16 protein-coding genes and 2 tRNA genes are annotated in these 20,205 nt (G+C 44.9%); 6 read left to right on the top strand and 12 right to left on the bottom strand.

All coding sequences use genetic code 11. The features are described 5' to 3' along the window. Positions 1-30: 30 nt before the first annotated feature. The 9 genes from ACTRWF_RS05090 to ACTRWF_RS05050 form a co-directional block, all read right to left on the bottom strand. Positions 31-744 carry an endonuclease III domain-containing protein gene (locus ACTRWF_RS05090; RefSeq protein WP_012517810.1) on the bottom strand — a complete coding sequence of 238 codons (714 nt, stop codon included), beginning with the start codon at positions 742-744 and terminating at the stop codon, positions 31-33. A gap of 45 nt (positions 745-789) precedes the next feature. Next, on the bottom strand, positions 790-1,482 hold the full coding sequence (locus ACTRWF_RS05085) for an electron transport complex subunit RsxE (RefSeq protein ID WP_462835202.1): 693 nt from the start codon (positions 1,480-1,482) through the stop codon (positions 790-792). A 2-nt stretch (positions 1,483-1,484) separates the two neighbouring features. After that, on the bottom strand, positions 1,485-2,258 hold the full coding sequence (locus tag ACTRWF_RS05080; RefSeq protein WP_012517812.1) for an electron transport complex subunit G: 774 nt from the start codon (positions 2,256-2,258) through the stop codon (positions 1,485-1,487). Further along, a complete protein-coding gene (gene rsxD, locus ACTRWF_RS05075) occupies positions 2,255-3,343 on the bottom strand; it encodes an electron transport complex subunit RsxD (protein ID WP_462835201.1) in 1,089 nt (362 codons plus the stop codon). The genes ACTRWF_RS05080 and rsxD overlap by 4 nt, the downstream gene beginning before the upstream one ends. Next, complete coding sequence (gene rsxC, locus ACTRWF_RS05070; protein WP_462835239.1) at positions 3,340-5,787, bottom strand: electron transport complex subunit RsxC; 2,448 nt, start codon at positions 5,785-5,787, stop codon at positions 3,340-3,342. The genes rsxD and rsxC overlap by 4 nt, the downstream gene beginning before the upstream one ends. Before the next feature lie 5 nt (positions 5,788-5,792). Beyond that, on the bottom strand, positions 5,793-6,374 hold the full coding sequence (gene rsxB / locus ACTRWF_RS05065; protein ID WP_462835200.1) for an electron transport complex subunit RsxB: 582 nt from the start codon (positions 6,372-6,374) through the stop codon (positions 5,793-5,795). Next, positions 6,374-6,955, bottom strand: coding sequence for an electron transport complex subunit RsxA (gene rsxA, locus ACTRWF_RS05060; RefSeq protein ID WP_012517816.1), 582 nt, complete (start codon positions 6,953-6,955; stop codon positions 6,374-6,376). Before rsxA ends, rsxB begins: the two co-directional genes overlap by 1 nt. 194 nt (positions 6,956-7,149) lie before the next feature. Further along, positions 7,150-7,226, bottom strand: a tRNA-Asn gene (locus ACTRWF_RS05055). 27 nt (positions 7,227-7,253) lie between these two features. Beyond that, positions 7,254-7,330, bottom strand: a tRNA-Asn gene (locus tag ACTRWF_RS05050). A 1,033-nt stretch (positions 7,331-8,363) separates the two neighbouring features. On the opposite strand from ACTRWF_RS05050, the gene ACTRWF_RS05045 reads away from it, so the two are divergent. From ACTRWF_RS05045 to ACTRWF_RS05035, 3 genes are all read left to right on the top strand, one after another. Beyond that, positions 8,364-9,746: an MATE family efflux transporter gene (locus tag ACTRWF_RS05045; RefSeq protein ID WP_462835199.1), complete on the top strand. Its 1,383-nt coding sequence runs from the start codon at positions 8,364-8,366 to the stop codon at positions 9,744-9,746. Positions 9,747-9,853: 107 nt separating this feature from the next. Then, complete coding sequence (uvrB, locus tag ACTRWF_RS05040; RefSeq protein ID WP_012517818.1) at positions 9,854-11,869, top strand: excinuclease ABC subunit UvrB; 2,016 nt, start codon at positions 9,854-9,856, stop codon at positions 11,867-11,869. A gap of 265 nt (positions 11,870-12,134) precedes the next feature. Then, on the top strand, positions 12,135-13,061 hold the full coding sequence (locus ACTRWF_RS05035; RefSeq protein WP_015066624.1) for a LysR family transcriptional regulator: 927 nt from the start codon (positions 12,135-12,137) through the stop codon (positions 13,059-13,061). A gap of 120 nt (positions 13,062-13,181) precedes the next feature. Here ACTRWF_RS05035 and queC read toward each other — a convergent pair whose 3' ends face one another. Continuing rightward, on the bottom strand, positions 13,182-13,838 hold the full coding sequence (gene queC, locus ACTRWF_RS05030; protein WP_020745594.1) for a 7-cyano-7-deazaguanine synthase QueC: 657 nt from the start codon (positions 13,836-13,838) through the stop codon (positions 13,182-13,184). A 94-nt stretch (positions 13,839-13,932) separates the two neighbouring features. On the opposite strand from queC, the gene queE reads away from it, so the two are divergent. After that, positions 13,933-14,607 carry a 7-carboxy-7-deazaguanine synthase QueE gene (queE, locus tag ACTRWF_RS05025; RefSeq protein WP_012517821.1) on the top strand — a complete coding sequence of 225 codons (675 nt, stop codon included), beginning with the start codon at positions 13,933-13,935 and terminating at the stop codon, positions 14,605-14,607. Beyond that, entirely contained in the window at positions 14,608-15,528 is a 921-nt protein-coding gene (locus ACTRWF_RS05020) for a type 2 periplasmic-binding domain-containing protein (RefSeq protein ID WP_020745595.1), read from the top strand. Positions 15,529-15,585: 57 nt separating this feature from the next. Here ACTRWF_RS05020 and asnB read toward each other — a convergent pair whose 3' ends face one another. Further along, positions 15,586-17,256, bottom strand: a complete 1,671-nt coding sequence (asnB, locus tag ACTRWF_RS05015; RefSeq protein ID WP_012517823.1) for an asparagine synthase B — start codon at positions 17,254-17,256, stop codon at positions 15,586-15,588. Positions 17,257-17,605: 349 nt separating this feature from the next. Here asnB and ACTRWF_RS05010 point away from each other — a divergent pair, with 349 nt between their 5' ends. Then, positions 17,606-18,388: an RMD1 family protein gene (locus ACTRWF_RS05010; RefSeq protein WP_462835198.1), complete on the top strand. Its 783-nt coding sequence runs from the start codon at positions 17,606-17,608 to the stop codon at positions 18,386-18,388. A gap of 100 nt (positions 18,389-18,488) precedes the next feature. Here the strand turns inward: ACTRWF_RS05010 and ACTRWF_RS05005 are convergent, their stop codons facing one another. After that, entirely contained in the window at positions 18,489-20,156 is a 1,668-nt protein-coding gene (locus ACTRWF_RS05005) for a M28 family peptidase (protein ID WP_462835197.1), read from the bottom strand. Between the last annotated feature and the right edge of the window lie 49 nt (positions 20,157-20,205).

The raw sequence follows: 20,205 nt of genomic DNA, 5'->3' as shown, positions 1-20,205 counted from the left end.
TTCTCCGTGGTTTATTTTTATATTTCTAAATTATTTTCGCTTTTTCTTAAGCGCTATTTTTTGCTTTTTTTCTTGTTCTTTTAGCACTTCGTTTATAAAACGCTTTCTGCCGAATTCGCGCGTAATAATACATTTATTTAGATCGAAACCGCGAGCAGGGCAGTACTCTCTTCCATACAGGATTATTTGGAGATGGAGGTCGTTCCATCTTTCTTTTGGGAACAAGCGTTTCGCGTCTCGCTCGGTTTGCTCTACACTTTTTCCGTTTGACAGCCCCCAACGATACATTAGGCGATGGATATGGGTATCTACAGGAAATGCTGGGATGCCAAAGCCTTGAGACATAACTACCGCAGCGGTTTTGTGGCCCACCGCAGGCATGGCTTCTAGCGCTTCAAAACTGGCGGGAACTTCACCATTATGCTGCTTGATTATCATATCAGACAGATGCCAGATGCCTTTAGATTTCATCGGCGATAAACCACAAGGGCGAATAATGTCTTGAATTTCTTCAATAGTCATCATCACCATATCGTAAGGATTATCTGCGCGAGCAAATAGCTTTGGTGTAATTTGGTTTACGCGTTCGTCGGTACATTGAGCGGATAAAAGCACGGCAATAAGAAGGGTATAAGGATCTTTATGATCGAGAAAAATTGGAACTTCTGGATAGAGTTCATCCAGTATACGCATGATTTCACGTACTTTTTCTTGCTTAGAAATGGGCTTCACTACGTCAGTCATTAATGCTGTCTCTTACTCTGTTCTTGCTTTATTAACACGAGCTAGTTAGCTTTCCGCTGTAACCCGAACACGCGCTGCTTTTTCTGTCGGGGCAGTCTGCTGCGTCGCTATTTTGGCATCGATACTATTTTTTATTGCAATTAACAGGCCCATGCCTAAAAAGGCGCCAGGGGGTAATACGGCAAGTAAGAATGGATTTTCTGTATTAAATAGCACAATGGTCCAGTTTTCAGCAATCGGGCCAAATAAACGATCTGCGCCAGTTAACAGTGTGCCAGCGCCCAATATTTCGCGCATGCCGCCGAGAATAACCAGTACTGCGGTAAAGCCTAGCCCCATCATTAGACCGTCATACGCCGATGCAAGCGGGCCATTTTTCGAGGCGAACGCTTCTGCCCGACCTATAATGGCACAGTTAGTCACAATCAAAGGGATGAATATACCTAATGCCAGGTAAAGTTCGTAGGTGAACGCGTTCATTAACAACTGAACAATAGTGACAAACGCAGCTATGATCATCACGAAAACGGGAATACGAATTTCATTTCGTACCACGTTTCGCACTAACGATACCGTTACGTTGCTGCCAATTAAAACCAGCATAGTGGCAAGGCCTAACCCTAAGCCATTGATAAACGTAGCCGTAACCGCTAAGAGGGGGCATAGGCCTAATAACTGAACGAGGGCAGGGTTGTTTTTCCAAAGCCCCTGTAGTGATAAATCGCGAAAATCAGTCACGTTTAAAGCTCCTCTACACGTTGAGGGTGCGCCTCGTTAATATCAGTAGGTTCGGTTGTGTTAACGTTATCTTTGCTTTCACAAGTATTTGGCGCGGAGAATAAGGCCGACTTATTCGTGTGTGCATAAAGCAATGCTTCACGCACAGCACCCACCACTGCTCTTGGAGTAATGGTTGCACCGGTGAATTGATCAAACTCACCGCCGTCTTTTTTAACTTGCCACGGGGCTAAATTGTCTTTTGAAAAGGATTTACCGTTAAACGAAGTAATCCAGTTACTTACCGCAAGCTCAATTTTATCGCCCAACCCTGGGGTTTCTTTGTGCTCAATAACCCTTACGCCAAGTACAGTCATATCAGCGTTCACACTACTCGTGTTGTCAATTGCGGTAACGTCATCGCTGTTTTTCGCAGCTGAAAAAGCGGTGGCCTTAACATTCACCCCCACAACAATATCGATATCACCGCTGTAGCCATCGGGCGCTGTAGCTTCAAGCACTAAGGCGCTGGGGCTGCCATTTAACGTAGCGCGATAAACCTTATGACTTTTTTTGCCACCTAATTCAACGGCATTCACTTGGGTACAATTTGCATATAAGGCGTTATCGTGAAACTCACTGGGAACGACTTCGTTTAATACGCTTAGCAGTTTTTGCTGCTTTTGCTGTTCTATCTTATCGCTGGTGCCATAAAACGTTAGCGCAATCAGCGCCGTGGTAACCACGGCAAATGCGCCTAACATCAGGCCGTTTTTGGTTAAGCTTTCTTTCATCATTGCGGCTTACCTCGACCTTTGCTTACATTTTTCCCGTATACCCGCGGGCGGGTGTAATAATCGATAAGAGGTACGGCCATATTCATAATAATAACCGCAAAGGCCACAGCGTCGGGATACCCGCCAAAAGTACGAATAATCACAACCCAAAAACCAATGGCGGCTCCAAAGATGATTCTGCCTTTCGGTGTAGTCGATGCTGATACAGGGTCGGTTGCAATAAAAAATGCACCAACCATCACTGCGCCATTGAATAAATGAAACAAGGGCGAGGCATAGTAATCGGCGTTAACTAAATGAAGTAATGATGCGCACACAGCTACGCTTATAAGCATGCCGCCTGGAATATGCCAGCTAATTACGCGGGTTTTCCACAAATACAGTCCACCTAATAGATAGGCAATGCTAACGATTCCCCACCCTGCGCCAGCAGCGTCAAAAAATCCGCCGTTAAAAATTGGCTTGCTCAATGACTCTGTATAGGTAACGCCTTGTGTTAAATCTGTCTTTAATGTGTCTAGCGGCGTCGCCATCGTAACCCCATCTGCGATGGTTTTAAGCTGAGTAACATCGTAGCCGCTGGTGGTAAAACCGGTGAAAATAAGCGATACCGAATCGAGGAAGCTTGGCGTTATGCCCGCATGTGTCGCCGGTGGCAGCCATAAACTCATAGCGGCTGGGAAAGAAATGAGTAAGACGACGTAAGCAATCATTGCAGGGTTAAAAATATTAAACCCGAGTCCGCCATAAACTTGCTTAGCCACAGCGATGGCAAAGAATACGCCAGTAACCGTCATCCACCAAGGCAGGGTGGGTGGGATACTGATGGCTATTAGTAGCCCAGTTAATACTGCGCTGTAATCTGTTAGCGTGCGCTCAATAGGACATTTTCTTAAAAATAATATAACGCCCTCGATTAATAATGCGCTCACTACAGCAATAAATGCTTGTATCAGCATGCCCCAGCCGAAGAAGAAGGATTGCGCAATCATGCCTGGTAGCATGGCGTATATCACCATGCGCATGACTTGACCGGTATCGCGTCTAACCCTTTGGTGTGGTGAGCTCGATAAACTTAACTTCATTGTGATTCTTTCTCTTTGTCAGCGGCAGCTTTTTTCGCTTTCGCTTTAGCAATAGCGGCAGCAATTCGCGCTTTTTTTTCATCTTTTTCATCGTGCTGTTGTTCTTGCGCTGGTTCAGCCCTTGATGTGTCTGGTGCCTGTGAATCAGATGAACCAACGTGGGTTGACGCACCTTTCAATGAAGCGTCTTCAGGCTCGACCTCAGTATTTTGTGCCGCTTTTTTGGCTTTGGCTTTCGCTACGGCAGCCGCAATGCGTGCTTTTTTCTCGTCAGCCTGATTTACAGGTGGCATAGATTCTTCCGTTGCTTCTTCTGCATTTTGTGCCGCTTTTTTGGCTTTGGCTTTCGCTACGGCAGCCGCAATGCGTGCTTTTTTCTCGTCAGCCTGGTTTGCAGGTGGCGCAGGTTCTTTCGTTGTTTCTTCTGCATTTTGTGCCGCTTTTTTGGCCTTCGCTTTTGCAACGGCAGCCGCAATGCGGGCTTTCTTTTCGTCAGCTGGGTTCAATGCTGGCTTTTCATCGACTTGCGAGGCCGGCTCTTCGCTGTCTTCAGCACTTTGTTCTGCCTTCTTCGCTTTCGCTACGGCAGCAGCAATTCGCGCTTTCTTTTCATCGGCAGCGGATTGTGCGCCTACCTCAGTTGCTGGCTGTTCATTTTGTGACGACTGGCTTGATTGACCTGCTTGAGCGGCCTTCTTTGCTTTTGCTCTCGCTATGGCGGCAGCGACCTGGGCCTTTTTATCGTCTGGTGATGGCGTATTCTCAAGTAATGTAGAGGTTTCATTAACATCATCGCGCTGAGGCTGTACGTGCGACTCGCCATTAGCAGTGGTTTGCATAGCCGCTTTTTTCGCTTTAGCGCGAGCTAAGGCGGCGGCGACCTTGTCTTTTGATTGTGAGGCACCCTCATTGGCGCTATTAGTATTATCTACTGATGCCGCGCTTTGCTCTTTTGCTTTATTCGCCGCCAATCGCGCTTCTTTGGCTTTCCTATGCTTCTCTTCACGCTCGCGCTTTTCTCGTTCTAACCGCTCTTTACGCGCTTCAAAGCGCTGCTTTGCTTTCTCTGCTTTATTCTTTTCATCGCGCTGCAAACGTATTTCAGCTTTAGCTTGACGATAATAATGCACTAGCGGTATTTCACTTGGGCAAACGTACGCACATGCCCCGCATTCAATACAGTCAAAAAGGTTATACTCTTCGGCTTTGTCGTATTCTTTCGCTTTGGCATGCCAAAACATTTGTTGGGGCAAGAGCGAAGCCGGGCAGGCATCAGCGCAAGCGCTACAACGTATACACGGTCGCTCGGCATTGTCGTCTACTAACTCTTTTTTTGCAGGAACTAATAAACAGTTAGTGGTTTTTATTACTGGAATAGTGGCGTCAGATAGCGTAAAGCCCATCATAGGGCCACCCATGACGACTTTTGGTTTTTTTTGTTTTTTCGGGTTGTACTTAGCTTCATCTAACAAATGTGAAACCGGCGTACCGATTAACGCTCTAAAGTTACTGGGAGATTCAACCGCTTCACCGGTAACGGTCACAATGCGTTCTATGAGCGGTTTTCCATGCAGGATTGCATCTGCAATTGCAAAGCAAGTACCTACATTAAACATCATGACGCCGATATCTGCAGGTAGGCCGTTTCTTGGCACTTCGCGACCCGTAATAACTTGAATAAGCTGCTTTTCTCCGCCAGCAGGGTATTTGGTTTCAACGTTTACTACGCGGTATTCTTTTTTATCTTGGCAGGCAATACTCAACGCTTCAAACGCTTCTGGTTTGTTGTCCTCGACAGCCACTATGATGGCTTTAGGGCCAATAAGATGCGTAAGAATGTCTAGCCCTTGGCGTATTTGCCACGCATGCTCACGCATCAGGCGATCATCAGAAGTGATATAGGGCTCACACTCAATGCCATTTAATATAAGGAACTCAACAGGCTTAGATGTTGATGTTTTTATATGAGTGGGGAAGCCCGCGCCTCCCATGCCCGAAATGCCCGCCTGGCAAATGGCTTCTATCAGCTCATTACTATGAACGTCGCTGTAATTAGCAATAGGAGACAGCTCGCACCACGTATCTTTACCGTCTGGACGTATCGAAATACACATTTCTGTCAGGCCACTTGGGTGGGCTACCACATGAGGCGCAATAGCGACAATTTCACCTGAAGTAGGCGCGTGTACAGGGACTGAGAATGGCGATGAACTCTGGGATAACACCTGCCCTTTTAATACGGTATCACCAACCTGAACGCAACATATGCCATCTGAGCCTATGTGCTGCCTAAGAGGAACCACCAACAGCTCGGGCATGGAGGGTTTTTTAATAACAGATGTATTAGAAAGCGACTTCTTATCGTCTGGGTGCACGCCACCTAGGAACGAGAACGTCTTTCCCGCATTGAGGGTTTCTATAATTGAATCAAAACTGGGGTACATCACAATTACGACACCATTTTTATGGGAATATCACCCTTTGGAGATGAAGAGAAGTCCCACTTCCACGTAGAAGTTGTTTGGGTAATAGGTACCATGTCAATACAGTCAACAGGGCAGGGGTCGACGCATAAATCACACCCGGTACATTCATCAGTTATCACGGTGTGCATATGTTTTGCAGCACCTAGGATGGCATCTACCGGGCATGCTTGAATACACTTAGTGCATCCAATACATTCATCTTCGCGGATAAACGCCACTTTTTTTACGTCTTCCTCGCCGTGAGCGGCATCAAGCGGTTTAGGCTCTACGCCCATTAAATCAGCAAGCTTTTTAATAGTGCTTTCACCGCCTGGAGGGCACTTATTTATATCATCACCCTCAGCAATAGCTTCTGCATAAGGTTTACACCCTGGGTAACCGCACTGGCCACATTGGGTTTGTGGAAGCACCGCGTCTATTTGCTCTACAAGCGGATCACCTTCTACTTTAAAGCGAATGCTGGCGTAGCCTAAAACAATGCCGAAAATCAGGGCAAGTGCCCCGATAGCGATAACGGCAAAAATAATAGCAGTAGATATCGTCATTACACTTTCACCAACCCGCTAAAGCCCATGAATGCAAGAGACATGAGACCGGCGGTAATCATCGCAATGGATGCTCCTTTAAAAGCCACTGGTACGTCGGCCGCCGCTAAACGTTCGCGCATTGCTGCAAATAAAACCAATACAAGGGAAAAGCCAACTGCTGCACCGAAACCGTATATAAGACTTTGCATAAAGTTGTGTTGCTCAGTGAGGTTTAGTAATGCGACACCGAGCACGGCACAGTTTGTAGTAATAAGGGGAAGAAAAATGCCTAGCAGTCTATATAAGGTAGGGCTGGTTTTATGCACCACCATTTCTGTAAATTGTACAACCACCGCGATAACCAGGATAAAAGCAAGGGTTCTTAAGTAGCCAATACCTAAGGGGGCCAGCAAATAGGTTTCAACTAGATAGCTTGACGCAGAGGCGAGGGTAAGCACAAAAGTGGTTGCCATAGACATACCCATAGCGGTCTCTAATTTGCCTGAAACACCCATAAATGGGCAAAGGCCAAGAAACTTAACCAACACAAAGTTGTTAACCAGTACTGTACCAATCAATAGCAGTAAAAATTCAGTCATGAATATCGCTATTCCTTCGAGGAATTTTGACGGACATCGCCCGTGATTTAAAAAGAAAAACAGATTGCGTCTATTATCCCTTTTTAGAACGGGTTTAACAACTTGATTGAATTAGGGTTATTTAATGTCTAAACGCGCTGTTTTAGGAATTAAAATAGAATGATGAGGGTGAGGCGATTTAAGAGCCAACTAAGTGGCTCCCCCTCCCCGACTCGAACGGGGGACCTGCGGATTAACAGTCCGTCGCTCTAACCAACTGAGCTAAGGGGGAATCGACACCTAAGTTGTTTGCTGAAGTTGGCTCCCCCTCCCCGACTCGAACGGGGGACCTGCGGATTAACAGTCCGTCGCTCTAACCAACTGAGCTAAGGGGGACCTGTGCTTCAACGGAGGCGAATATTAAAGACGTACTTAGGAACTGTCAACAATATAAATGAAATATTTGTACTGACTGCGCAAAAAATAGCTTTTTGGGCCTTTTGTGTTTAATTTGTCATCAATGAGACGAAAGTAATGGTTAATTAGTGTGCATTATTACTCAAACACCGGTGTGATGAGGATGTTTACGTAATACGTTGTCTATAATCTTCTTATTGGTAACGATATCTCTTTAAACCTATTTTCTATAACTAAATAGAATAAAAAATATCTTTCACACTGTTATTATGTACAGTGTTTAATAAATCTGTAACCTGTACCTGAGGACTAAAAGGTTAGTCATCACTTACGTGCTGAGAATTTAAACGAGCACGAAATCCCGCCGAATATGGTCTGGCGTTAGTTATCCACTAAATCTGTGGATAACTATGTTGATAGCTTAGATTTAACGAGTTGCATGGCGAGATCGGGGGTAGAGTGATCTTAGTCTTAAGTCGTAAGTTTAATAACTTTTATCTTTTATAACATAGCGTTAAGTTGTTTTCTTGGATCGTATTTGGTGATCGAATAAGATCTCTTGAACAAAAAGTAGCTTGTGTGTTAATTCAACGAATGCCTAAATGCTATTCAAGGTAATCCACTATATTTCTCAATGTTTTACAATTTTTTAACGCTGATGCTGGTTTTGTTTACGATTACTGACACTATTTAAATAGCGCATAATATGCAAGTGGGTAATTATTTAGTGGCTTCACTGTTTGTATATAAACTGAAACGTAACGGAAACCAAACTGTCATCAAAAAGCGGTGATGTGAGTAAGGGCATATAAAACTATAAACGTTGATAAAGTACAGTTTTCACTGGGTTTCGAAAAATAACAAGGGTTCATGTACTTTTTTTAAAAGAAGAGGCCTATTCTCAGCCCTCTCACGCAATGTTTTGTTTATCGAATACGCATAGCTAAATACACCTTACTCTTTTACACTAGCGCGCTATAAATAAGGGGATTTTTAGTTTGCCGGAGCTCAAGTGATAAAAAGTAACGCTAAACAACGTACTTCCGACTTATTGGAAGGAGAAATTGGTGCTACGTTAAAGCGTATAACCATTCCAATGATATTGGGGATGGTTATGATGATGAGCTTTGGGCTTATCGATACTTTCTTTGTAAGTTTGTTGGGTACCGACCCACTAGCCGCAATTAGTTTTACCTTTCCTGTTACGTTTACCGTTATAAGCCTGAACATAGGGCTAGGTATTGGTACGTCTGCCATTATAGGTAAACTACAAGGCAGCAAAGCGCTCACCAAGTCACAGCACTATGCCACAGGCTCGATAATGCTGTCTGTTTTATTGGTAGGCGCATTGGCGCTAATTGGTTTTTTTACCATAGAGCCTGTGTTCAAAATGCTCAATGCAACAGAGAACTTGATGCCTTATATCTCTGATTATATGGGGCTTTGGTATTTATCGAGCATTTTTTTGGCAATGCCCATGGTAGGAAACAGTGTGCTGCGCGCGTGTGGTGATACGCGCACGCCTAGTATAGTGATGGCGGCAGGAGGTGGGTTGAATGCATTGCTTGACCCTATTTTTATTTTTGGGCTAGGCCCTGTTCCTGCGATGGGAATAAAAGGGGCCGCATTAGCAACCTTTATTGCATGGATAGTGGGTGCTTTATGGATTCTATACATATTGGCAGTGCGCCGGAAGTTAATGCTGCCTCGACTACTCTCGCTTAGTGAATTGCGCGAAAGTAGCCGCGAGATCCTTAAAATAGGTTTACCTGCCGCTGGGGCAAATATGCTAACTCCGGTTGCCGGCGGAATCATGACTGCGGTAGTCGCAAGCTACGGCGCCGAAGCCGTCGCCGCGTGGGGAGTGGGTAACCGAATGGAGTCCATTGCCAGTATTGTCGTGTTAGCACTGTCTATGACGCTTCCGCCCTTTATTAGTCAAAACGTGGGCGCTGGGCAAGTCAGTCGGGTTAAGGAAGCCTATTCACTGACGTTAAAGTTCGTGCTGATTTGGCAATTTCTTATTTTTCTCGTTATGTGGGGGCTCTCTAGCTGGATTGCGGTAGCGTTTGCAAACGAAGTTGAAGTGAGTGTGCTGATACAACTGTTTTTAATGATAGTGCCGCTTGGATATGGCATGCAGGGTATTATTATCCTCACTAATTCATCGTTAAATGCGATGCACCGTCCTATGACAGCGCTCACATTAAGTGTCATCCGCTTATTTGTTTTCTTCGTACCCATCAGTGTTGCCGGAAGCTTTTTCTTTGAACTTAAGGGATTATTCGCAGGTACTGTCATTGCCAATGTTGCAATGGCATGTGTTTCTTTGTTTGTCTTTAAACGCGCTATCGCTGACTTTGAGAACGATACGTCACCTGTCAGTGAGCAATAACGCAGTGTGACAGTGAAATGCAAAGCGTAGTGTAAAGTCAGTTCAGTAGACTTGCACAATCAATTGAATGCTAGGTTAGTCAATAAGCTATATAAAAGGTTATATAAATGAGTAGAGGGTTTGAGCTTCATTCGAAATACAAGCCAGCGGGCGACCAGCCTAAGGCGATAGAAGCTTTAGTGGACGGTTTAGAAAGCGGGTTGGCGGGTCAAACACTCTTGGGGGTGACGGGGTCGGGTAAAACCTTCACCATGGCGAATGTTATTAAAGAAGTTCAGCGCCCCACGCTTATTCTTGCGCACAACAAAACCCTGGCAGCACAGCTATATGGAGAAATGAAGGAATTCTTTCCTAATAATGCGGTAGAGTACTTTGTTTCTTACTATGACTATTACCAGCCCGAAGCTTATGTACCAAGTACAGATACCTTTATAGAGAAAGACGCGTCTATTAATGACCACATTGAACAAATGCGACTATCGGCCACCAAAGCGCTGATGGAGCGCAGAGACGTTGTTATTGTGGCAAGTGTGTCTGCCATTTATGGTTTGGGCGACCCTGAATCTTACATGAAAATGTTGTTGCACCTACGTCAGGGCGACACCATGGACCAGCGTGATATCTTACGTCGCCTTGCAGAGTTACAGTACAAACGCAACGATTTAGCCTTTGAGCGAGGCACGTTTCGAGTTCGAGGCGATGTGATAGATATCTTCCCCGCTGACTCAGAGAAGCAAGCGGTAAGGGTGGAATTGTTTGACGACGAAATTGATAAGATTAGTTTATTCGACCCTTTAACTGGGGCGGTAGATAAGTCAGTGATCCGCGCCACCGTTTTTCCGAAAACTCACTACGTAACACCACGAGAAAAAATATTAAATGCCATTGAGCATATTAAGGATGAACTCGGAGGGCGCAAAAAGCAGCTTCAAGAGGCAAATAAACTTATTGAAGAGCAGCGCATTTCTCAGCGAACTCAGTTCGATATCGAGATGATGATGGAACTAGGCTATTGCTCGGGCATAGAAAACTATTCTCGTTATCTTTCTGGCCGCGCTCCGGGCGAGCCGCCACCTACATTATTGGACTATTTTCCGGCTGATGGTTTGATGTTTATCGACGAGTCTCACGTTACGGTTTCTCAAGTCGGTGCTATGTATCGAGGTGACCGGTCGAGAAAAGAAACGCTAGTGGAGTTTGGGTTTCGACTGCCGTCTGCCCTAGATAATAGGCCGTTAAAGTTTGAAGAGTTTGAGCAAATTTGCCCTCAAACGATTTATGTGTCGGCGACACCGGGTGATTACGAACTAAGGAAAACAGAGGGCGAGATTGTCGAGCAGGTCGTGCGCCCAACAGGTTTACTCGACCCCATTATTGAAGTTCGCCCCGTTGCTACGCAAGTTGACGATGTACTGTCTGAAATTAAAAAACGTGTTGAGCTAGATGAACGGGTACTCATCACTACGCTCACTAAGCGCATGGCCGAAGATTTAAGTGAATATTTAAATGAACACGGCGTTAAAGTGCGTTATCTGCACTCGGATATAGATACCGTTGAACGTATCGAGATCATTCGCGATTTACGCTTAGGTAAATTCGATGTGTTGGTGGGGATTAACCTGTTGCGTGAAGGTTTGGACATGCCCGAGGTATCATTGGTTGCTATTTTAGATGCAGACAAAGAAGGCTTTTTGCGTGCAGAGCGCTCTCTTATTCAAACCATAGGTCGTGCCGCACGACACATAAACGGTCGTGCCATACTGTATGCAGACACGATTACCAAGTCGATGAAAAAAGCGATGGACGAAACCGAACGTCGTCGTGAAAAGCAAATGGCTCACAACGAAGCAAATAACATTACCCCCATGCGACTTAATAAACCTATTACCGATATCATGGATTTAGGGGAAAGTGCGCATCCTGCATCAGGTAAGGTAAGGCTTAGAAAAGTTGAAGAGAAGAAGAGTAAACAAAAAGCAGCGAGTGCGACTGAGTTGATGGATCAAATTACCGAACTTGAAAAGCAAATGTTCGAATATGCCCGCGAGTTAGAGTTTGAAAAGGCTGCATCGCTACGCGACGATATTGAAGCACTACGCAAGCAAGTTGTCGCGCTCTCCTAAACGCTTAAAATAATAGTGTCGCCCTGTATGTGGGCTATCCGTATATAAACGGATAACCCACATCAGCACTACCTTTTACCCTGTATTAAATTCAGTTTTTCCCTAAGGTAAATGCCTAACAAACAAAATATTTTCGGTAGCATAATAATCAGCTTTTTTAATAAAATTGAGACGAAAAGCCGCAAAATGTCGTTGTAATAACACAATTAGTTTCATATAGTTCTAAATTGAGTATCGATAACTATACCTATAAACAGGTGCTAATATGCTTAATCGTCTTCAGGAGTCAGATATAAAGCTACTTCGTGTATTTTACGCTGTAGCGAGCTGCAACGGATTTACTGCGGCAGAACCCGTGTTGCGCATGCAACGCCCTAATATCAGTGCAGCGATCAAGAAACTGGAAGAGCGTCTAGATTTGGTGCTATGTCATCGCGGTCGTGGTGGCTTTCAGATGACAAAAGAAGGTGAAGTCGTTTTTCAGGAAACAAAACGCATCTTCAATGCCTTCGATAACTTTGTATTCAATCTCAAGTCGCTTCACGATGATTATTCTGGCCATATAACGCTTGTGTTAATGGCAGGTCTTCCGCTATCAATGCACCTTGCTGTAAGTAAAGCAGTGAAAAGCACCATGAAGAAGTTTGATGATATTCACGTCAATATCCAAACCCGTCTCTATAATGAAGTTGAACATGTGGCGTTGTCTGGTGAATGTCACCTTGTGGTTTCAACGTATGACATGGTTAAACCCGAATCAGTGACCTTCCACCCAATAGGTATTGAAACTGAAGGGCGCCTTTACTGTGCACCGACCCATCCACTGGCGAAATATCGTGATACAGACTTGCCAGAAGGGGTAAAAATAGGCGATTACCCAGCGATTGGTATTGCCGGGCTCTCTTCGGCTAACTATATTGAAGACGAAACTCGATTATCGATACAAACATTTTCTGACTCTTTCGATGCGGCCATGTCCGCAATCATGACAGGGGAATATATCGGGTTGTTACCTGATTATATGGCAAAAGAGCAGGGCGCTGCGTTAGGACTAGTGCCTATTGCTAAAGGAAGTTTGTTTAATTTCAGCCACGAATTGTTTGTAATGAATGGCAAAAACACGCGATTAAACCCAGTGCTTCGCTACTGCATTAAAGAGTTAAGTTACTTTATCTCTGAGAGCCAAAAGTAAATTTCAGCTTGCCTATCTAGAGGTAAGGTTGTGGGTGATAACACCTCTCATTCGACGCTTTGCTCACGTGGGTGAGTGCGCTAGCAATAAGAGGTGTTTTTTGTTCTAAGTGACTACTAGTTATTCGTATTCAAGCGGGTCGGTTGCACCGTTATCTTTAAAGGCTTCTAAGCGCTCTTCACAGGCACCACACTTGCCACAGGCTTTTTCTCTGCCGTTGTAGCACGTCCACGTTTGCCCGTAATCAAGTCCCATTGACAACCCGTCAGTCAAGATGGCGGTTTTACTGTCTTTGATATAGGGGGTCATAATAGTCACTGGGGTATAGTTCGCAATGCCGCATACGTCATTCATTTTGTGCACGAACTCGGGGCGACAGTCAGGGTAAATAGCATGATCGCCAGAGTGGGCGCCGTAATAGACCTCGTTGGCATCAAGACTCACGGCGTAACCAACAGCAAGAGAAAGCAATATCATATTGCGATTAGGGACAACTGTTTGCTTCATGCTTGGTTCTTCGTAATGCCCTTCGGGCACGTCGATGTCTGACGTTAGCGCAGAGCCACCAATCAAGGTGTTGATTGCACTTATATCCACAATTTTATGGGGTACACCGAGAGCCGTACACACAGCGGCCGCGTAATCGAGCTCTTTTTTATGGCGCTGGCCATAATCAAAACTAAGGGCGTGAACTTTTTTTCCGGCTCTTAATGCTTTGTGCAATACTGTGAAGGAGTCCATACCTCCTGAATAGATAACAACAACGTTTTCTGACATAGTTTTCGAAGATTTAAGAAATTATGCCCGAATTTTATGTGATCCTTGGTAAAATCCCAACATACAATCGTTAAAGGGTGTCAAATTGTCTGTAATGTCCACATTAAACATCAATGAGATGTTTGAAACTATCCAAGGAGAGGGTGCTCACACAGGTGTTCCTTCTATTTTTGTTCGCTTACAAGGTTGCCCCGTAGGTTGCCCCTGGTGTGATACAAAACACACGTGGGAAATAAAGCCGGATTTAAGCGTTACGCCAGAAGCGGTAATTACCAAAGGGCAAGAATCGGAAACCTATTTCATTTCTAATGAAAGTGATTTGCTGACACAGTTCGGCCATGAAGGGTATGTTGCTAAGCATGTGGTTATCACCGGCGGTGAACCTTGTATGTACGACTTGCGTCCACTGACTACCCTATTGCACGATAAGGGCTATACCACGCAGATAGAAACCAGCGGGACCTTTGAGATACTTTGCGACGAGCGTACTTATGTCACAGTTTCGCCAAAAATTAATATGAAAGGGGGCTATGATGTATTGATTAGCGCCCTTGAGAGAGCGAATGAAATTAAGCACCCCATTGCCATGCAAAAGCATATCGACGAGCTTGATGCACTGTTGGCTAATGTGTCTTCATTAAAAGGGAAACAGGTCTGTTTACAACCTATTAGCCAACAAAAGCGGGCAACAGAGCTAGCCGTTCGTACTTGTATTGAGCGTAACTGGCGGCTATCTTTACAAACACACAAATACATCGGTATTGAATAAATGTTTCTTAGAAAACCTAACGCAAGGCGCAGCTTCAACGTGTTTAAGCAGGCAACTACCGTTGCATTTGCGTTATGTTCTTTGTTGATGGTGTCATCTGCACAGGGAGCCTTGTGGACTATTACTTATCCGCGGCCTATCGACGATTCAGATGCGCGCGCCCAATACCCTATAGCGTTACTGAAACTCGCACTTGATAAAACCGGAGTGAACTACGAACTTCGCCCGTCAGATCGTATATTACTTACGGGTAAAGCTATGCGTCAACTTCGCGAGAATAGAGAAGTAAACGTTGTCTGGAGCATGACTGACAGTCAACGTGAAAAAGAACTTACGCCAATTAGAATACCTATTGCCAAAGGCCTTATCGGCTTGCGTGTTTTCGTTATAAACGAAAACAAGAAGCCAAAATTTACAGATGTGTTGTCCCTTGCGGATATGCGTAAGTTGACTCCTATTCAAGGTGAAGAATGGCCCGACACGAAAATTCTGCAAGCGAATGGTTTTAATGTATTCACGGTTCCTGAATTTCGTGAGGCCTACGATATGATAAAGCAGGGCAAAGGAGACTTTTTTCCACGTTCCGTAATGGAAGTGACTGCTGAACTCGATGCTGAAGGGCGACGTCGAAGTAACCTTCATCTTGAGCCCACCATGGCGTTGTATTATCCCACTGCGATGTACTACTTTGTTAGTTCGAGTAATAAAACTTTGGCTAATTTGATAGAAACAGGGCTGAATAGAGCGATAGACGACGGGTCTTTTGACGAGCTATTCAATTCAACCTACTCGTCAATTCTAGCGTCGTTAAATGTGAAGGACAGAAAAATCTTCACTTTAGAAAACCCTTTACTGCCACTGGAAACGCCGCTGACAAACTCGTCACTGTGGTACAGGCCGAATCAGGTAAAAAATCAGTAAATAAAAAACGCGGCAATTGCCGCGTTTTTTAATAAAGATATTTACCGTTTGGGAGCGTTATGATTCGCCCGCGTGAACGTCTTTCATTGAGCGACCAGAAGGGTCTGCATTGTTCTTAAAGCTTTCGTCCCACTCAAGGGCTTCTGCGGTACTACACGCAATAGACTTACCGCCTGGCACACAACGCGCTGCGCTTTCTTGAGGGAAGTACCCTTCGAAGATAGTGCGGTAGTAGTAACCTTCCTTCGTGTCTGGCGTATTAACAGGGAACCTGAATTCGGCCGTTGCTAGCTGTTGGTCTGTTACTTCGTTTTCCACGAAATCGCGAATTGAGTCAATCCACGAGTAGCCTACACCGTCACCAAACTGTTCTTTTTGACGCCACAATACTTCCGCCGGAAGTGTCTCGCCGTTATCAAATGCTTTACGCAAGATCCACTTCTCCATTTTGCCGTCAAGACACATCTTGTCTTGTGGGTTTAGGCGCATGGCGACGTCAATAAAGTTCTTATCTAAGAAAGGAACGCGCGCTTCTACACCCCAGGCTGAGGTCGCTTTGTTAGCACGAGCACAGTCGAACATGTGGAGGCGATCTAGCTTACGTACGGTTTCTTCGTGGAACTCTTTTGCGTTCGGTGCTTTGTGGAAATACAGGTAGCCGCCAAAGATTTCATCTGAGCCTTCCCCAGATAGTACCATTTTGATACCCATCGCTTTAATCTTACGGGTCATTAGATACATAGGAGTAGCTGCACGAATCGTTGTCGTATCGTAGGTTTCTAGATGGAAGATAACATCGCGGATGGCATCTAAACCTTCTTGAATGGTGAAATGGATTTCATGGTGAACGGTACCAATCATATCCGCCACTTTCTTCGCCGCTTTTAAATCTGGCGCACCTTCAAGACCCACCGCAAAGCTGTGTAAACGAGGCCACCACGCATCGGTTTTGTCTTCATCTTCTACACGCTTTGCTACGTACTGTGCAGCAACAGCGGATACCAGAGATGAATCTAAGCCGCCAGACAATAGTACAGCGTACGGCACGTCAGACATCATGTGAGACTTCACCGCTTTTTCAAACGCTACACGTAGTTCGTCTAAATCGCTGGTGTTGTCTTTTACGTTGTCGTATTCCATCCAGTCGCGCTTGTAATACTTAGTGATTTTACCTTCTTTGCTCCACAGATAGTGGCCAGGAGGGAATTCGCTAATCGTTTTACACACGCCTGCGAGCGCCTTCATTTCAGATGATACGTAGAAGTTGCCGTGCTCATCGTAACCGGTATAGAGCGGAATAATTCCGATATGGTCGCGGGCAATCAGGTAGGCATCTTGCTCTTCGTCGTAAAGAATGAAGGCGAACATACCTTCTAGTTCGTCAATGAAATCCACGCCTTTTTGCTGGAAAAGAGGAAGAATAACTTCACAATCTGAACGGGTTTTAAACGGATAAGGCTCATCTAAGTCAGCAGCAAGTTGCTTGTGGTTATAAATCTCGCCGTTAACCGCAAGGATTTGCTTATCGTTTTGGCTGATAAGAGGCTGCGCACCTGTATCTACGTCGACAATCGCCAATCTTTCGTGACAAAGAATGGTATTGTCATTATTCCAGATACCCGACCAGTCAGGGCCACGGTGGCGCAAAAGTTTAGATAAATCGAGGGCTTGGGTTCTGAGTTCAGACACATCGGTTTTGATATCAAGGATACCGAAAATACCACACATATAACGGATTCTCTCTGTTCACTTGTTGAAAAAAATAATTGAAGTTTTTTCTGTCGTTACTCGCGTACGAGTGAGCGAAGGATTGTTTTTATTCTTTTTTCGCGTGCCTTGAATGTGCCAGTCTGACAGGAAATTGCAAGTACAATATGATGAGAAAATGGAAATTCTTATTCCTTTTATCTCAAAACCGACTTTTATTAACATTTTTATTCTAATACAGCGGAAAAATGTAAAAGAGATAGATTAAATAATTGTGTCGTCACCAGTGTTTTTTTAACGAATGAAAGCCCTATTCCCCTGCGAGTTTTGAGCGCATAATTCTGCCGTTTTTAATCTCATTGGTTTGGGTATGCACATTTCTAACGACCGAGTGTCGGCTTTTATTATTCCTGACTTCGATATGCCTGCAGAGCAATTTGCATCATTGGGCTCGCAATATCGAGATGCGGTTCAAATTGATGTATTTGGCGGGGAGGCGTGGCTTTTTGACTATGGGGTGATTGTTTTTTGGGGCGTAGATGAAGATGAAAAGCTCGCGCTTCTGCACAGACTTAAACTGAAAGACGCAGTGCTAGGTGGCGAGCATCAAGAACACCTAAGATTTGCTATTGAAGGTGATACGCTAAAGCTACAGCGGGATACGATTGTATTACCCAGTAACGACGATTTGCTCAGGCTTTCTATCAGTCATGCGCTGGCCCAGTCTGTAAAGCTCGATGAATATGAAGAAAAGGCGCAAGAAACTATTGCGTCCTATGCGCATTTACCTAAAGCCCTAGCTGAAACGGGTAAAATAAAGTTAAGTAGAAGGGCATTGGCGAAAATTCGTGGTCACTTGTTTAGTACCAAAAGTGATATCTTTTTACACTACGGCTTGTTAGATACCCCTGAGTTTTTCTGGGAGTACCCAGATTACGAGTTCGCCTATACAATGACATCCCGTTATCTGGATATCCGGCCTCGTGTAGAATTGTTATCTAATAAGTTAGACGTTATTCACGAATTATTTGAAATGCTAGCCGATGACTTGAATCACAAACACTCATCATTCTTAGAGTGGATAATTATAATTTTGATCGCGTTTGAAATTGCCACGTTTGGTGCTGAGGAGCTTAAAGCCATACTGATGTGATATCAGGGCAGGATAAAGCCGAACGAATGAAAAGGGCCTCATCTGAGGCCCTATTTAGCGAGCGTTAGGCATTGATAAATCTTCCGCTCTAATCAAAGGTTTAGTTTTGACGCTGGAACTCGCTCGCTTCGTTCCACTTTGGCCATGCGTCTGCATTCGCTACATTAACACCTACGTCAAACAACATCTGTGTATCTTGAACGATACCGCTTAAATCCCAGTCATCGCGATATTGGTCACATACCTGATGATAGCAACCGGTAACGATAACGTTCATGCGCTTTCTGTATTTGGCGGTTTCTTCATCGGCCGGTTCATTGCCGCCTTCTGCGTAAAGTGCGGGTACACCCTGCTTGGCAAAGCTAAAGTGATCAGAGCGATAGTAATAACCCGCTTCAGGTCGGTCTTCTTGCGTTAACGTGCGGCCTTGTTTCACAGCAGCGTCTTGAAGGTAGTCTTCCATTTCAGATTTACCCATACCCACAACCGCGACGTTTTTAGTCTTACCGAGTACATTCATGGCATCCATATTGATGTTTGCTACGGTATTTTCAATCGGAATGACAGGGTTACTTGCGTAGAACTTACTGCCCAACAGGCCTTGCTCTTCTGCTGTTACTACCAAAAATGAAACAGAGCGCTTTGGCGCTGGTGAAAGTGCTGAGTAAGCCTTAGCCATAGCTAGCATAGCGGCAGTACCGGTGGCATTATCGTGCGCGCCGTTATAAATCTGATCGCCTTCCTTGCTTTCATCTTTACCTAAGTGATCCCAGTGCGCGGTATAAATGATGTGCTCATCAGGAAATTTAGCGCCGGGTAGGGTAGCAATAACGTTATTACTTTCCGATTTTTTGAAGGTGTTTTTTACCGTTACCGATGCTTTGAGGTCCATCGCTTTGTTGTAAGGCCCTTTCATCGCGTTGGCTTTTTCGGTATCGAAATCAAGGCCTGCATCTGCGAACACTTTTTTCGCCGCATCTAGCGTCAGCCAGCCTTCAACGGCAACGCGGCTTGCACCTTTATCCGCACTGACTAAGCCATATTGTGGGCCGCTCCAGCTGTTTGCGACGACCGACCAGCCGTAAGAGGCCGGTGCCGTTTCATGAACAATAATGGCGCCAGCTGCACCTTGACGGCTTGCTTCCTCATACTTGTAGCTCCAGCGACCGTAATAGGTCATGGTGGTGCCTTGGAATTTGCCGCTGTCCGGATTTTCAAAGCCTGGGTCATTAATTAGCATAACCACAGTTTTGCCTTTAACGTCTAATCCTTCGTAGTCGTTCCAGTCGTACTCTGGCGCATTAACGCCATAGCCTACAAAAACGAGCTCGGACTCTTCTAGCGACACAGCCGCTTGCTCACGCTTAGACGAGGCAACCATGTCCTCTTTATAGACAAAGTTATTGTCGCCAATCGTCATGGTCATGTCTGAAGAGGCGGTAATTTCCATCAGTGCCACTTTTTGTAAAAAGCTGTCTCCGTTGCCTGGTTTAAGCCCGGCTTTAGTAAACTCACTGACTAAATAGTCGATGGTTTTCTTTTCGCCTTCAGTGGTGGGTAAGCGGCCTTCGAATTCATCTGAAGAAAGTATTTTTAGCGGTTCGCGTATATCGCTATCTGAAATGCTGTTATAAACACTGTCGAAGTTAGAGGCTGCTGATAGCGCTTTTTCAGCCGTTGGGTTTTGTGACGCGCTGTCGTTTGAAGGAGTGCATGCACTTACACCTAAAAGGGTAGGTACAAGCAATGGCAAAAACATTTTTTTCATTGTTAGTCTCTGTTTGCTCTACAATACCGTCCCAGTATAGAGAAAACCC

This window comes from Alteromonas sp. G5_S2_22_S1 (assembly GCF_054968525.1).
This window is presented reverse-complemented; position numbering and strand designations above follow the sequence as displayed.